16 protein-coding genes are annotated in these 13,731 nt (G+C 61.3%); 15 read left to right on the plus strand and 1 reads right to left on the minus strand.

Features of this window, described 5'->3' with window-relative positions; translation table 11 throughout:
* Nucleotides 1-470 precede the first annotated feature (470 nt).
* From rluC to sppA, 3 genes are read left to right on the plus strand one after another with little or no spacing between them, the layout of a single operon-like run.
* The gene (gene rluC, locus BTN82_RS08460) at nt 471-1,430 is read left to right on the plus strand and encodes a 23S rRNA pseudouridine(955/2504/2580) synthase RluC (protein ID WP_075118694.1); all 960 of its coding nucleotides are present in this window, start codon (nt 471-473) and stop codon (nt 1,428-1,430) included.
* Nucleotides 1,420-2,082 carry an HAD-IA family hydrolase gene (locus tag BTN82_RS08465; protein ID WP_075118695.1) on the plus strand — a complete coding sequence of 221 codons (663 nt, stop codon included), beginning with the start codon at nt 1,420-1,422 and terminating at the stop codon, nt 2,080-2,082. Before rluC ends, BTN82_RS08465 begins: the two co-directional genes overlap by 11 nt.
* A gap of 20 nt (nt 2,083-2,102) precedes the next feature.
* Nucleotides 2,103-3,092 (plus strand): signal peptide peptidase SppA, encoded by a 990-nt coding sequence (gene sppA / locus BTN82_RS08470; RefSeq protein ID WP_075118696.1) that lies wholly within the window; start codon nt 2,103-2,105, stop codon nt 3,090-3,092.
* A gap of 53 nt (nt 3,093-3,145) precedes the next feature.
* Here sppA and BTN82_RS08475 read toward each other — a convergent pair whose 3' ends face one another.
* Entirely contained in the window at nt 3,146-3,724 is a 579-nt protein-coding gene (locus tag BTN82_RS08475) for a Maf family protein (RefSeq protein WP_075118697.1), read from the minus strand.
* 105 nt (nt 3,725-3,829) lie between these two features.
* Here BTN82_RS08475 and BTN82_RS08480 point away from each other — a divergent pair, with 105 nt between their 5' ends.
* From BTN82_RS08480 to BTN82_RS08535, 12 genes are all read left to right on the plus strand, one after another.
* The gene (locus BTN82_RS08480) at nt 3,830-4,357 is read left to right on the plus strand and encodes a YceD family protein (protein WP_075118698.1); all 528 of its coding nucleotides are present in this window, start codon (nt 3,830-3,832) and stop codon (nt 4,355-4,357) included.
* A gap of 13 nt (nt 4,358-4,370) precedes the next feature.
* Entirely contained in the window at nt 4,371-4,553 is a 183-nt protein-coding gene (gene rpmF, locus BTN82_RS08485; RefSeq protein ID WP_003179396.1) for a 50S ribosomal protein L32, read from the plus strand.
* 3 nt (nt 4,554-4,556) lie between these two features.
* A complete protein-coding gene (gene plsX, locus BTN82_RS08490; RefSeq protein ID WP_075118699.1) occupies nt 4,557-5,567 on the plus strand; it encodes a phosphate acyltransferase PlsX in 1,011 nt (336 codons plus the stop codon).
* A 126-nt stretch (nt 5,568-5,693) separates the two neighbouring features.
* A complete protein-coding gene (gene fabD, locus BTN82_RS08495) occupies nt 5,694-6,632 on the plus strand; it encodes an ACP S-malonyltransferase (RefSeq protein ID WP_075118700.1) in 939 nt (312 codons plus the stop codon).
* 16 nt (nt 6,633-6,648) lie between these two features.
* Nucleotides 6,649-7,389: a 3-oxoacyl-ACP reductase FabG gene (gene fabG / locus BTN82_RS08500; protein ID WP_075118701.1), complete on the plus strand. Its 741-nt coding sequence runs from the start codon at nt 6,649-6,651 to the stop codon at nt 7,387-7,389.
* A 196-nt stretch (nt 7,390-7,585) separates the two neighbouring features.
* On the plus strand, nt 7,586-7,822 hold the full coding sequence (gene acpP / locus BTN82_RS08505) for an acyl carrier protein (RefSeq protein ID WP_003175607.1): 237 nt from the start codon (nt 7,586-7,588) through the stop codon (nt 7,820-7,822).
* 110 nt (nt 7,823-7,932) lie between these two features.
* Nucleotides 7,933-9,177 (plus strand): beta-ketoacyl-ACP synthase II, encoded by a 1,245-nt coding sequence (gene fabF, locus BTN82_RS08510; RefSeq protein ID WP_075118702.1) that lies wholly within the window; start codon nt 7,933-7,935, stop codon nt 9,175-9,177.
* On the plus strand, nt 9,177-9,992 hold the full coding sequence (pabC, locus tag BTN82_RS08515; protein ID WP_075118703.1) for an aminodeoxychorismate lyase: 816 nt from the start codon (nt 9,177-9,179) through the stop codon (nt 9,990-9,992). The genes fabF and pabC overlap by 1 nt, the downstream gene beginning before the upstream one ends.
* Before the next feature lie 3 nt (nt 9,993-9,995).
* Nucleotides 9,996-11,228, plus strand: coding sequence for an endolytic transglycosylase MltG (gene mltG, locus BTN82_RS08520; protein ID WP_075118704.1), 1,233 nt, complete (start codon nt 9,996-9,998; stop codon nt 11,226-11,228).
* Between the two features lie 19 nt (nt 11,229-11,247).
* Nucleotides 11,248-11,880: a dTMP kinase gene (gene tmk, locus BTN82_RS08525; RefSeq protein WP_075118705.1), complete on the plus strand. Its 633-nt coding sequence runs from the start codon at nt 11,248-11,250 to the stop codon at nt 11,878-11,880.
* Nucleotides 11,873-12,859 (plus strand): DNA polymerase III subunit delta', encoded by a 987-nt coding sequence (locus BTN82_RS08530; protein ID WP_075118706.1) that lies wholly within the window; start codon nt 11,873-11,875, stop codon nt 12,857-12,859. The genes tmk and BTN82_RS08530 overlap by 8 nt, the downstream gene beginning before the upstream one ends.
* 82 nt (nt 12,860-12,941) lie before the next feature.
* Nucleotides 12,942-13,727 carry a TatD family hydrolase gene (locus BTN82_RS08535; protein ID WP_075118707.1) on the plus strand — a complete coding sequence of 262 codons (786 nt, stop codon included), beginning with the start codon at nt 12,942-12,944 and terminating at the stop codon, nt 13,725-13,727.
* Nucleotides 13,728-13,731 lie beyond the last annotated feature (4 nt).

Consider the following 13,731-nt stretch of genomic DNA (forward strand, 5'->3'; position numbering starts at 1 on the left):
CTAATGCTACACAGTCCGACGGTTGTGCGTCTCCACCCTACACGTATCCCTGATAATTCGGGTGCTGCCGCGCGCAGAATCCGCAGCGGGTTGGCATTTACCGTGAGCTCCGAAAGGGGAGGTCACGCATCATGGCTAATTTAGGCGGTGTTTCCGAAGCCTTCGCTCGGGTTTGTTTGCTGCTGACTGCACTTTGTGAACTGGCCGTTAATATTTGCTCGAAAGGCGAGTGAAAACTCTGCTTTTCGGCGGGCTTCAGGCCTCATGTCACCTGCGCTTGTTACAACTGCAAAACTCCACCGTTCGTAGCGAAAGCTCCGTAGGACGGCCTCGCGTCCTGGTGAATTGCGTTGGTCAGGGCCGGCTGTTGGCCATTGGTCCGCTGTCCAGGCCGCTTTTGGCGGCGTTCGCGACTATAGCAGTAATCATTAAGTGCTTCAAATCCATAAAAAATTGTTATCATTTGCGCCATGACGACTACTGCCCCCTCGACCCCAGGCGTTCAACTGCTTGAGGTCTCGCCGGAATATGCCGGCCAACGAATCGACAATTTCCTTCTCGCTCGGCTCAAAGGCGTGCCCAAGACCTTGATTTATCGCATTTTGCGCAAAGGCGAAGTGCGGGTGAACAAGGGGCGGATCAAGCCCGAGTACAAGCTGCAGGCAGGCGATATCGTGCGCGTGCCGCCCGTGCGTGTGCCCGAGCGCGACGAACCTGTGCCGGTGGCGCAGGGCTTGTTGCAGCGCCTGGAAGCCTCGATTGTCTACGAAGACAAAGCCCTGATCGTGATCAACAAGCCCTGCGGTATCGCCGTGCATGGCGGCAGCGGCCTGAATTTTGGGGTAATCGAAGCCTTTCGTCAGTTGCGGCCGGATGCCAAGGAGCTGGAGCTGGTACATCGCCTCGATCGCGATACCTCCGGCCTGCTGATGATCGCCAAGAAGCGCAGCATGCTGCGTCATTTGCATGAAGCCTTGCGCGGCGATGGGGTCGACAAGCGCTATATGGCGCTGGTCCGCGGTAATTGGGCGACTTCGATCAAGCAAGTCCGTGCGCCGCTGCTCAAGAGCAACCTGCGTTCCGGCGAGCGCATGGTCGAGGTCAACGAAGAAGGCAAAGAGGCCCTGACCGTGTTCAAGGTGCTGCGTCGCTTTGGCGACTTTGCCACCATGGTCGAGGCCAAGCCGGTGACGGGGCGTACTCATCAGATTCGTGTGCATACCCTGCATGCCGGGCACTGTATTGCCGGCGACAGCAAGTACGGCGACGACGATTTCACCAAGGAGATCCGCGATCTGGGGGGCAAGCGCCTGTTTTTGCATGCCTACATGCTGACGGTGCCGCTGCCCGACGGCGGTGAGCTGAAGCTGCAGGCGCCGGTAGACGAGATGTGGGCCAAGACTGTGGAGCGTCTAAGCAGTGCACCCTGATTACAAGCTGCTGATCTTCGATTGGGATGGCACCCTGGCTGACTCCATCGGTCGGATAGTCGAGGCGATGCACGCGGCTTCCGATCGTTCCGGGTTCGCCCGTCGCGATGATTTTGCGGTCAAGGGCATTATCGGCCTGGGGTTGCCGGAGGCGATTCGTACGTTGTATCCGGAAATCGGCGACGCTGAGTTGGTCGACTTTCGTCAGCACTATGCCGATCGCTACATTGCCCTGGAGGCCGAGCCGTCCCCGTTGTTTGCCGGGGTGGTGCAGTCTCTCGAGGCGTTTCGGCGCGAGGGGTATCACCTGGCGGTAGCCACCGGCAAGGCGCGCCGAGGCCTGGATCGGGTATTGAAGGCCCATGGCTGGGAAGATTATTTCGACATCACCCGTGCTGCCGACGAAACCGCGAGCAAGCCTCATCCGCTGATGCTCGAGCAGATCCTGGCGCATTGCGAGGTTCGTCCCGAGCAGGCGCTGATGGTGGGGGATTCTTCCTTCGACCTGCTGATGGCGCGTAACGCAGGCATGGCCTCGGTCGCGGTCAGTTATGGCGCTCAATCGCTGGAAGCCTTGCAGGCTTATGAGCCATGTCTGGCTATCGATAGTTTTCCTCAGTTGCATGCCTGGCTGAGCCGGCAGGGCAATTGAGTCTTTCGGGGTAACAAAGCATGATCGACGAATGGAAGGCGCCAAGCAAGACGGCCGCCGACAGCGATGACGACAAGAGCTGGAAATTGCTGGAAAAGACTCTGCTGGCGGGTGTGCAAGAGCAGCGGCGCTCGCGGCGCTGGGGGATTTTCTTCAAGCTTCTGACTTTCGTTTACCTGTTCGTGGCGTTGTTGCTGTTCACACCGTTGATGGATATGGAAAAAAGCGCCACTCGCGGGGCCGGTTATACGGCGCTGATCGAGGTGACGGGGGTGATCGCGGACAAGGAGTCGGCGAGCGCCGACAACATCGTCACCAGCCTGCGGACGGCTTTCGAGGACTCAAAGGTCAAGGGCATAGTGCTGCGCATCAACAGCCCAGGCGGCAGTCCGGTGCAGTCGGGTTACGTCTATGACGAAATCCGACGTCTGCGTGGCCTGCACCCAGATATCAAGGTGTATGCGGTGATTTCCGACTTGGGGGCTTCCGGGGCTTACTACATCGCCAGCGCTGCCGATCAGATCTATGCCGACAAGGCGAGCCTGGTGGGTTCCATTGGCGTTACGGCGGCCGGTTATGGTTTTGTCGGCACCATGGAGAAGCTGGGGGTGGAGCGTCGCACCTACACCTCGGGCGAGCACAAATCGTTCCTTGATCCGTTCCAGCCGCAAAAGCCAGAGGAAACCCAGTTCTGGCAGGGTGTGCTGGATACCACTCATCGCCAGTTCATTGCCAGCGTCAAGCAGGGGCGTGGCGAGCGACTCAAGGACAAGGAGCATCCGGAGTTGTTCTCCGGGCTGGTCTGGTCTGGCGAGCAGGCGCTGCAGTTGGGGTTGATCGATGGCCTGGGGAGTGCCAGCTCGGTTGCCCGGGATGTGGTCGGTGAGAAGGAATTGGTGGATTTCACCGTTCAGGAGTCGCCATTCGATCGCTTCTCGAAAAAGCTTGGCGCCAGCGTTGCCGAGCATCTGGCGATGTGGATGGGCTTCCAGGGGCCGACGCTACGCTGATTGCGGTGTTTTCGAAAAGCCGGCCGCAGGGCCGGCTTTTTTATGGGTGGTGGTCAGGGTATGTCGACGCCTTCGGCGAGCAGCATGTCGACCAGGCGAATCAGTGGCAGGCCGATCAGGCTGCTGGCGTCGCTCCCTTCGGTGCCGCGGAACAGGCTGACGCCCAAGCCTTCGGCCTTGAAACTGCCGGCGCAGTCATAAGGCTGCTCGGCATGCAGGTAGCGCTCGATGCGGGCGGCGCTGAGGTCGCGCATGTGCACGGTGAAGGGGATGCAATCGACCTGGCAGTGCCCGCTCTGGCTATTGAGCAGGGCCAGGCCGGTGAGAAAGGTCACGCTGGCGCCGCTGGCGGCGAGCAGTTGTTCGCGAGCCTTTTCGAAGGTGTGAGGTTTGCCGATAATGCGCTCGCCGAGCACGGCAACCTGGTCCGAGCCGATGATCAGGTGGCCTGGATGGGTGGTAGCCAGCGCCCGGGCTTTTTCTTCGGCGAGGCGTTTTACCAGGTCGAGGGCGGACTCCCCGGGGCGATGGCTTTCGTCGATGTCCGGTGAGCTGCAGGTGAATGGCAGGCGCAGGCGGGTGAGCAATTCGCGGCGATAGCTCGAGCTTGAGGCAAGTAATAAAGGCAGCATGCGCATCTCCTGAAACGAGTCGCGAATTCTAGCGGGGCTTGCAAGTGACGGACAGGGCTGAATTTCCTTTGACATGGCTGGGGGCATCCCTATAATGCTGCGCCTATGTTGAATGACCCGATTCCACCTCACGTTGACCCGCGCAAATTGGCTGACCGTGGCACCACCCTTCAAGGTGAACTGCTGCTGGCTGATTTGGAGAGACTCTGCGACCCGCTTTCCGACAATGTCGGTACGGTGCAGGCCAAATTCGTTTTTGAGCGTGACGAACGTAAAGCTGTAGTTATCCACAGCTCTATCGACGTCGAAGTCAAAATGGTTTGCCAGCGTTGTCTTGAGCTGGTCACCCTGCCGATCCACAGTGAGTGCAGTTACGCTGTGGTGAAGGAGGGTGCGAATACCCAGTCGTTGCCGAAAGGTTATGACGTGCTGGAACTGGGCGAGGATCCTTTGGATCTGCAGGCGTTGATCGAGGAAGAGCTTTTGCTTGCCTTGCCCATCGTGCCTGCTCATCATCCGGAAGAATGCCAGCAGCCGGAGGGGCTCGATGAGCCCGAACCGAGCGAGGACGAGGTAACGCGGTCCAACCCGTTCAGTGTATTGGCGCAGTTAAAGCGTGACCCAAACGTTTAGGAGTTAATCAATTATGGCTGTTCAGCAGAACAAAAAATCCCGCTCTGCCCGTGACATGCGCCGTTCGCACGACGCTCTCGAGGCTAGCACCCTGTCCGTAGAAAAGACCACCGGTGAAGTTCACCTGCGTCACCACGTATCGCCAGAAGGCGTATACCGTGGTCGTAAAGTGATCGACAAGGGCGCTGACGAGTAATCCTTGTCCGCTCAAGTCATCGCGATTGACGCAATGGGCGGGGACTTCGGTCCCCGCAGCATTGTTCAGGCCGGCCTTGCTTGTCTGTCTGCTACCCCCTCGCTGCACCTGACCCTTGTCGGTCAACCTTTCCTTTTAGAAGAACTGATTTCCGGTCATTCGGCTGTGGATCGCGCGCGCCTGACGGTTGTGCCTGCGGCAGAAGTCATCGGCATGGACGAAAAGCCTTCCCAGGCCTTGCGTGGCAAGCCGGACTCTTCCATGCGGGTGGCGCTTGAGCTGCTGCGCGATGGCAAGGTCCAGGCGTGTGTCAGTGCCGGTAATACCGGTGCGCTGATGGCGTTGTCGCGTTATGTGCTGAAAACCCTTCCGGGCATCGATCGGCCGGCAATGGTGGCAGCCATTCCCACCCAGCGCGGTTATTGCCAGTTGCTGGATCTGGGGGCCAACGTCGATTGCAGCGCCGAGCATCTGTTCCAGTTCGCGGTCATGGGGTCGGTCGCGGCCGAAACCTTGGGCATCGTTCGCCCGCGGGTGGCATTGCTCAATATCGGCACCGAGGACATAAAGGGCAACCAGCAGGTCAAGCTGGCGGCGAGCTTGTTGCAGAACGCCCGGGGCCTGAATTACATCGGTTTTGTCGAGGGTGACGGGTTGTATCGCGGCGAAGCGGATGTGGTGGTGTGCGACGGTTTCGTCGGCAATATCCTGCTCAAGTCCAGCGAAGGGTTGGCGACCATGATTGCCGCGCGCATCGAGGCCCTGTTCAAGCAGAACGCGGTTTCCCGTGTGGTCGGCGCCCTGGCGCTGCCGTTGATGCGGCGTCTGCAGGCGGATCTGGCGCCGGCGCGACATAACGGTGCGAGCTTTCTCGGCTTGCAGGGGATAGTGGTGAAAAGTCACGGCTCGGCTGGCGTCCAGGGGTTCCAGAGCGCCATTCAGCGGGCGTTGATCGAGATCCAGGAAAACCTGCCGGAGCGCCTGCACGGACGTCTCGAGGATCTGTTGCTTTAGGCGTTTTCACGTGGAAATGCTTAAATGTGACCGCTCAGTTCAATTGGCCATCCAACTGTCAGTTTCTTGCGTCCACCGCGGTGCGACGTCAATTCTCCGACGACAAGATCATTAGGGGCTTGTTACATGTCTGCATCCCTCGCATTCGTCTTTCCAGGACAGGGCTCGCAGTCCCTCGGCATGTTGGCCGAGTTGGGCGCGCAGTACCCGCTGATCCTCGAAACCTTCAAAGAAGCTTCCGATGCTCTGGGTTACGACCTGTGGGCCCTGACCCAAGAAGGTCCCGAAGAGCTGCTCAACCAGACCGATAAAACCCAGCCGGCCATTCTGACGGCCTCCATCGCCCTGTGGCGTTTGTGGCTGGCGGAGGGCGGTGCGCGCCCGGCGTTCGTTGCCGGCCATAGCCTGGGTGAATACAGCGCGCTGGTTGCTGCTGGTAGCCTGACCCTTGGCGAAGCCGTGAAACTGGTAGAGCGCCGTGGTCAGCTGATGCAAGAGGCCGTTCCTGCGGGGCAGGGCGGCATGGCGGCGATTCTTGGCCTGGAAGATGCCGATGTGCTGGCTGCCTGTGCCGAAGCCGCGCAAGGCGAGGTGGTCAGCGCGGTCAACTTCAACTCTCCGGGCCAGGTGGTGATCGCCGGTGCCAAGGCCGCTGTCGAGCGTGCCATCGAGGGTTGCAAGGCGCGTGGCGCCAAGCGCGCCATGCCATTGCCGGTCAGCGTGCCATCGCACTGCGAGCTGATGCGCCCGGCTGCCGAGCGTTTCGCCGAATCGATTGCCGCCATCAACTGGCAGGTGCCACAGATTCCATTAGTGCAGAACGTCAGTGCCGACGTTGCGCCAGACCTCGAAACCCTCAAGCGCGACCTGCTGGAGCAGTTGTACAAGCCGGTACGTTGGGTGGAGTCGGTGCAGACCCTGGCCGCCAAAGGCGCTACTCAACTGGTCGAGTGCGGTCCGGGCAAAGTCCTGGCAGGCCTCAACAAGCGCTGCGCCGAAGGCGTATCGACCTCTAACCTGAATACCCCGGATGCCTTCGCTGCCGCTCGCGCAGCGCTGGCCTGAATTAGGAGAAGCCTGCATGAGTCTGCAAGGTAAAGTTGCACTGGTCACTGGTGCCAGTCGCGGTATTGGCCAGGCCATCGCGCTTGAGCTGGGTCGCCTGGGCGCGATCGTCGTAGGTACCGCAACATCTGCCTCGGGTGCCGAGCGTATCGCCGCCACCTTGAAGGAGAATGGCATTCAAGGCACTGGCCTCGAGCTCAATGTCACCAGCGACGAGTCCGTTGCAGCGGTACTGGCCAGCATCCAGGAGCAGTTCGGCGCGCCGGCAATCCTGGTGAACAACGCCGGTATTACCCGCGACAACCTGATGATGCGCATGAAAGACGACGAGTGGTACGACGTGGTCGACACCAACCTGAACAGTCTGTATCGGCTGTCCAAGGGGGTCCTGCGCGGCATGACCAAGGCTCGTTGGGGGCGAATCATCAGTATTGGTTCGGTGGTGGGTGCCATGGGCAACGCTGGCCAAGTAAACTACGCCGCCGCCAAGGCTGGCCTGGAAGGTTTCAGCCGTGCGCTGGCGCGTGAAGTCGGCTCGCGGTCGATTACCGTGAACTCGGTGACCCCGGGCTTCATCGATACCGACATGACTCGCGAGTTGCCGCAAGCGCAGCGTGAGGCCTTGCAGGCACAAATTCCGCTGGGTCGTCTGGGGCAGGCTCAAGAGATCGCGCAAGTGGTCGCTTTTCTTGCGTCCGACGGTGCGGCATACGTGACCGGGGCTACAATCCCGGTGAACGGCGGGATGTACATGTGAGTTAAATGTGACGGATCGCTTCAAAAAAATGTCATACGAGCTGTCTAAAATCCGTTATAAAGCTGCAATCTATTTATAGGCAGGTGGCCAAAGGGTTTGAGGAGTGAAGCTTTCAGTTGAAAAGCTGAAAAGCCTTTCTATACACTTACCCACTGGCCAGCTGCCTGAATTTGTCCATTAGGAGTGAAAACAAGGTATGAGCACCATCGAAGAGCGCGTCAAGAAAATCGTTGCCGAGCAACTGGGCGTTAAAGAAGAAGAAGTTGTTAACACCGCTTCCTTCGTTGAAGACCTGGGTGCCGACTCCCTTGACACCGTTGAGCTGGTGATGGCTCTGGAAGAGGAATTCGAGACCGAAATCCCTGACGAAGAAGCTGAGAAGATCACTACCGTTCAAGCAGCTATCGACTACGTTACCAGCCACCAGGCTTAATCGTATTTAGTCGTCTTTTGCTGTCATGGAAAAACCGCACTGCCGTTACGGCGTGCGGTTTTTTCTTTAGGCCTGATGCAAAGTGTCGTCATTAGAAAAAGGAGAGTGCTGTGTCGCGTAGACGCGTCGTAGTCACCGGTATGGGTATGTTGTCGCCACTGGGTACGGATGTTCCGAGCAGTTGGCAGGGCATTCTGGCTGGCCGCAGTGGCATTGGTCTGATCGAACACACCGACCTTTCTGCCTATTCCACCCGTTTTGGCGGCTCGGTAAAGGGCTTCAATGTCGAGGAATACCTGTCGGTCAAAGAGGCCCGCAAACTCGACCTGTTCATTCAATACGGCCTGGCGGCCGGTTTTCAGGCGGTGCGTAATGCCGGCCTGGAAGTGACCGATGCCAACCGTGAGCGAATCGGCGTTGCCATGGGCTCGGGTATTGGCGGTTTGACCAATATCGAAGAAACCAGCCGCACGCTGCATGATTCCGGCCCACGTCGAATTTCTCCGTTCTTCGTGCCTGGCTCGATCATCAATATGATTTCCGGTTTCCTGTCCATCCATCTGGGTGCCCAGGGGCCGAACTACGCCATTTCCACGGCCTGTACCACCGGTACCCACTGCATTGGCATGGCGGCCCGCAACATTGCATATGGCGAAGCCGACGTGATGATCGCCGGTGGTGCCGAAATGGCTGCCTGCGGCCTGGGCATGGGTGGCTTCGGGGCATCCCGCGCGCTGTCGACCCGTAACGACGAACCGACCCGTGCCAGTCGTCCCTGGGACAAGGGCCGGGATGGCTTCGTCTTGTCCGACGGCGCCGGTGCGCTGGTGCTCGAAGAGCTGGAGCACGCCAAGGCCCGCGGCGCGACCATCTATGCCGAGCTGATCGGCTTTGGTATGAGCGGCGATGCCTATCACATGACTTCGCCACCCGCCGACGGCGCCGGCGCGGCACGTTGCATCACCAACGCGTTGCGCGATGCCAAGTTGAACGTCGACCAGGTGCAGTACATCAATGCCCATGGCACGTCGACCCCTGCTGGTGATTTGGCGGAAGCCGAGGCGATCAAGAGCGTGTTCGGCGATCACGCCTACAAGCTGGCGGTCAGTTCCACCAAGTCCATGACCGGGCACCTGTTGGGGGCGGCGGGAGCGATCGAAGCCATTTTCAGTGTGCTGGCGATCAATAGCCAAGCTGCACCTCCGACCATCAATCTCGATGAGCCGGATGAAGGTTGCGACCTCGATTTCGTGCCGCACACCGCGCGCAGCATGGACATCGATGTGGTGCTGTCCAACTCCTTCGGGTTTGGTGGGACCAACGGTTCCTTGGTGTTCCGCCGGTTCGCCGGCTGATGCAGAGCTGGGTCGATGGTCGGCCGGATGACGTTCTGTCGCTCAAGGACCGCGGCCTGGCTTATGGCGATGGCTTGTTCGAGACCATCGCGGTGCGGGAGGGGCGCCCCTTGTTGCTGGAGCGGCATCTGCTACGCCTGGCCGAGGGCTGTTCGCGGCTGGCTATCGCCGCGGATCAAACGCTGATTCGCAGCGAGCTCAGCGCCTATGCGTCGTTGCTGGGTGAGGGCGTGCTGAAGCTGATCCTCACTCGCGGCGACAGCCAGCGCGGTTATGCCGCCGCCCCACAGGCGCAGCCGCGACGTATTCTTCAGGGCAGTGCGCCGGCGGCTTACCCGACGGCACATGCCGAACAGGGGGTGCGGCTGTTTCCTTGCGTCACCCGCCTGTCCGAGCAGCCCCTGCTGGCCGGCCTCAAACACCTCAACCGCTTGGAGCAGGTCCTGGCCCGCTCCGAATGGCAGGACAGCGAGCATTCCGAAGGCTTGATGCTGGACGTTTCCGGCCGGGTGATCGAAGGGGTGTTCAGCAATCTGTTCCTGGTGCGCGACGGTGGCTTGTTCACGGCTGACTTGAGCCGTTGCGGCGTCGCTGGCGTGATGCGCGCTGAAATATTGTTTCAGGCCGCGTCGTCGGCTATTCCCACGCAAATCGCCGACATCAGTCTCGAACAGTTGCAACAGGCCGACGAAGTCTTTGTCTGCAACAGCGTTTATGGCATCTGGCCGGTACTTGCCTGCGGTGCGCTGCGCTGGCCGGCCGGACCGCTCACCCGTAAACTGCAACGCATTGTCCGCACGCTACTGGATGCCTGATTTGTGAGACGTAAATTATTGCTTCTGCTGGAGACCGGCCTGGTTCTGGCAGGCTTGGCGCTGGGCGCCGCGGCCTGGAAGCTGAACTCGGCGCTGGAGCAGCCTCTCAATCTGACTCAAGAGCAATTGCTCGACGTACCGGCCGGCTCGACCCCCGGCGGTACCTTCAATCGCCTGCAAGCCAATGGTGTGCTCAAGGACGCTTTCTGGCTGCGCCTGTACTGGCGCTTCAACCTGGAAGGGCAACCGCTGCATAGCGGCGAGTACCGCATGACCCCGGGGATGACCGCCCAAGGCCTGATCGGCGTCTGGCAGCGTGGCGAAGTGGTGCAGTACAGCCTGACGCTGGTGGAGGGCTGGACCTTCCGCCAGGTGCGCGCTGCGTTGGCCAGGCACGACAAGCTCGAGCAGACCCTGGAGGGCCTGAGCGACAGCGAGGTCATGGAAAAGCTCGGTCACGCCGGGGTTTTCCCTGAAGGCCGGTTCTTTCCCGATACCTATCGCTTCGTACGCGGCATGAGCGACGTCGAGCTGCTGGGCAAAGCCTACAACCGCCTGGATGATGTGCTGGCCAAGGAATGGAGCAAGCGCGCGGCCGACGCGCCTTATACCGAGCCTTATCAGGCGCTGATCATGGCCTCGCTGGTGGAGAAGGAAACCGGCGTGCCCCAGGAGCGCGGGCAGATTGCCGGGGTGTTCGTGCGTCGCATGCAGGTCGGCATGTTGTTGCAGACCGATCCGACGGTGATCTACGGCTTGGGCGAGCGATACAACGGCAAGTTGACCCGCGCGCTGCTCAAGGAAGCCACGCCCTATAACACCTATGTGATCAGCGGCCTGCCGCCGACCCCGATCGCCATGGTCGGCCGCGAGGCGATTCATGCCGCGCTCAACCCGGTACCGGGCAGCAGTCTGTATTTCGTCGCGCGTGGCGATGGCAGCCATGTGTTCTCCGATGATCTGGACGCGCACAACAGTGCCGTGCGCGAGTTTCAGCTCAAGCGCCGCGCCGACTATCGCTCGAGCCCGGCACCGGTGGGCAGTCCGGCGGCTGCCGACGCGCCGGAGTCGACCCCCGCGGCAGCACCGGATACCGCCCCTGAGGCGCCGCCGCAAGCGGCTCCTCAAGAACCGACCCGGGAAGCTTCTCCGGATGAGCCTCAGGCCAGCCCGGAAGCTGCGCCGCAAGCACCGGCCGAGGCGCCCGCCGAAGCCGAGCCGAAAAGCCCGCAATGACTTTGACTAAGGACTGCCCGTGACTGGCTTGTTTATTACTCTGGAAGGCCCGGAAGGCGCCGGCAAAAGCACCAACCGCGAATACCTGGCCGAGCGCCTGCGCGCCGCCGGCATCGAGGTGCTGCTGACTCGCGAGCCGGGCGGTACGCCGCTGGCCGAGCGGATCCGCGACGTGTTGCTGGCCCCGGGCGATGAAGTCATGGATCCCGATACCGAGCTGTTGCTGGTGTTCGCCGCGCGCGCCCAGCACCTGGCCGGAGTGATTCGTCCGGCGCTGGCCCGTGGCGCGGTGGTGCTGTGCGATCGTTTTACCGATTCCACCTACGCCTATCAGGGCGGCGGTCGCGGTTTGTCCGTCGAACGCATCGCTACCCTGGAGCAGTTCGTCCAGGGTGAGCTGCGCCCCGACCTGACCCTGCTGTTCGACCTGCCGGTCGAGGAGGGCTTGGCGCGCGCCAGCGCCCGTGGACGCCTGGATCGTTTCGAGCTTGAAGGGCGGGCGTTCTTCGAGGCGGTGCGCCAGGCGTACCTGCAGCGGGCGAAGGCCGATCCGGCGCGTTACCTGTTGGTGGATGCCGCGCAATCGCTGCCCCAGGTCCAGCAGGCGCTGGATGCCTTGTTGCCAAAATTGCTGGAGCTGCACCGTGGCTGAAGCCTTTCCCTGGCAGGACGAACTCTGGAAGCAGCTGGCGGGGCGTGCGCAACATGCCCATGCCTATCTGCTCCACGGCCCTGGAGGTATCGGCAAGCGCGCGCTGGCCGAGCGCCTGATGGCGCGCTTGCTGTGCCAGCACCCGGCGGGGCTGGACGCCTGCGGGCAGTGCAAGTCGTGTTTGCTGCTACAGGCCGGCAGCCACCCGGACAACTATGTGCTGGAGCCGGAAGAAGCGGACAAGGCGATCAAGGTCGACCAGGTGCGCGATCTGGTCAGCTTCGTGGTGCAGACCGCGCAGCTGGGCGGGCGCAAGGTGGTGCTGATCGAGCCGGTCGAGTCGATGAACATCAACGCGTCCAACGCGCTGCTGAAAAGCCTCGAAGAGCCGTCCGGCGATACGGTATTGCTGTTGGTCAGCCACCAGCCAAGCCGTTTGCTGCCGACCATCAAGAGCCGCTGCGTACAGCAGGCCTGCCCGTTGCCCAGCGAGGCCGTGAGCCTGCAATGGCTGAGCCGGGCCCTGCCGGACTGCTCGGAAGAGGAGCGGGTCGAGCTGTTGACCCTGGCGGCCGGCTCGCCCTTGGCGGCTGTCAGCCTGCAGGCCCAGGGCGCGCGTGAGCAACGGGCGCAGGTGGTCGACGGCGTGAAGAAGTTGCTCAAGCAGCAGCAATCGCCGACCCAATTGGCCGAAGGCTGGAATGCGATACCCTTGCTCCTGCTGTTCGACTGGTTTTGCGACTGGTCGAACCTGATCCTGCGTTATCAACTGACGCAGGACGAGGAGGGGCTGGGGCTGGCCGATATGCGCAAGGTGGTGCAGTACCTGGCGCAGAAGTCTTCCCAGGCCAAGGTCCTGGAGATCCAGGACTGGATCCTTGCGCAGCGCCAGAAGGTGTTGAACAAGGCCAACCTCAATCGAGTGCTGTTGCTCGAAGCCTTGCTGGTGCAGTGGGCCGCCCTGACGGGCCGCAACTGACGGCAGCACCTGGAAACTCACCGAATCGCCGGCCGCTGCCCGGGCCGGCTTGTTCATTGACCGAATGTGGTTGTCGTTTCTTATGCTCGTAGATTCCCATTGTCACCTCGATCGCCTCGACCTTGCCGCGCACGACGGCTCGCTCGATGCCGCCCTGGACGCAGCGCGTCAGCGCGGTGTCGGACACTTCCTGTGCATCGGCGTCAGCGCCGACAACGCGGCGGATGTCAAAGCCCTGGCCGAGCGTTATGACGACGTCGATTGCTCGGTCGGCATCCACCCTCTGGATGTCCAGCCCGGCGCTGCACCAGCCCTCGACTGGCTGCTGCAGGAGCTGAATCATCCGCGGGTGGTGGCGATTGGCGAAACCGGCCTGGATTATCACTACGAGCCGGAAGCGGCGCAGTTGCAGCAGGAGTCCTTCCGCCTGCACTTGCAAGCTGCGCAACAGACCGGCAAGCCGGTGATCGTGCATACCCGTGGCGCGCGCACCGATACCCTGGCCCTGTTGCGCGAAGCGGCGTTGCCGCAAGCCGGGGTCTTGCATTGCTTCACCGAGGATTGGGACATGGCCAAGGCCGCCCTGGACCTGGGGTTCTACATTTCCTTGTCCGGGATTGTCACGTTCCGCAATGCTGACGCGCTGCGGGACGTGGCGCGCCAGGTACCGGCGGACCGTTTGTTGGTGGAAACCGATTCGCCGTACCTGGCGCCGATTCCTTATCGCGGCAAGCCCAACCTGCCGCAGTACGTGCGTGAGGTCGCCGAGTTCCTGGCGATGCTGCGGGGAGAGCCGTACGAGCGTTTTGCCGAGCAGACCACCGCGAACTTCAAGCGTCTGTTCCCGCTGGCGCACGTCAAGGGCTGAATCG

The organism is Pseudomonas chlororaphis (assembly GCF_001921865.1).
GTDB lineage: Bacteria > Pseudomonadota > Gammaproteobacteria > Pseudomonadales > Pseudomonadaceae > Aquipseudomonas > Aquipseudomonas chlororaphis_D.

Bases quoted from the DNA above. Each gene is read 5' to 3' on its own strand.
- BTN82_RS08480 (WP_075118698.1), top strand. From the start codon at position 3,830: ATGTTGAATGACCCGATTCCACCTCACGTTGACCCGCGCAAATTGGCT.
- rpmF (WP_003179396.1), top strand. From the start codon at position 4,371: ATGGCTGTTCAGCAGAACAAAAAATCCCGCTCTGCCCGTGACATGCGC.
- BTN82_RS08535 (WP_075118707.1), top strand. From the start codon at position 12,942: ATGCTCGTAGATTCCCATTGTCACCTCGATCGCCTCGACCTTGCCGCG.
- acpP (WP_003175607.1), top strand. From the start codon at position 7,586: ATGAGCACCATCGAAGAGCGCGTCAAGAAAATCGTTGCCGAGCAACTG.
- BTN82_RS08475 (WP_075118697.1), bottom strand. From the start codon at position 3,724: ATGCTGCCTTTATTACTTGCCTCAAGCTCGAGCTATCGCCGCGAATTG.
- pabC (WP_075118703.1), top strand. From the start codon at position 9,177: ATGCAGAGCTGGGTCGATGGTCGGCCGGATGACGTTCTGTCGCTCAAG.
- rluC (WP_075118694.1), top strand. From the start codon at position 471: ATGACGACTACTGCCCCCTCGACCCCAGGCGTTCAACTGCTTGAGGTC.
- fabD (WP_075118700.1), top strand. From the start codon at position 5,694: ATGTCTGCATCCCTCGCATTCGTCTTTCCAGGACAGGGCTCGCAGTCC.
- fabG (WP_075118701.1), top strand. From the start codon at position 6,649: ATGAGTCTGCAAGGTAAAGTTGCACTGGTCACTGGTGCCAGTCGCGGT.
- sppA (WP_075118696.1), top strand. From the start codon at position 2,103: ATGATCGACGAATGGAAGGCGCCAAGCAAGACGGCCGCCGACAGCGAT.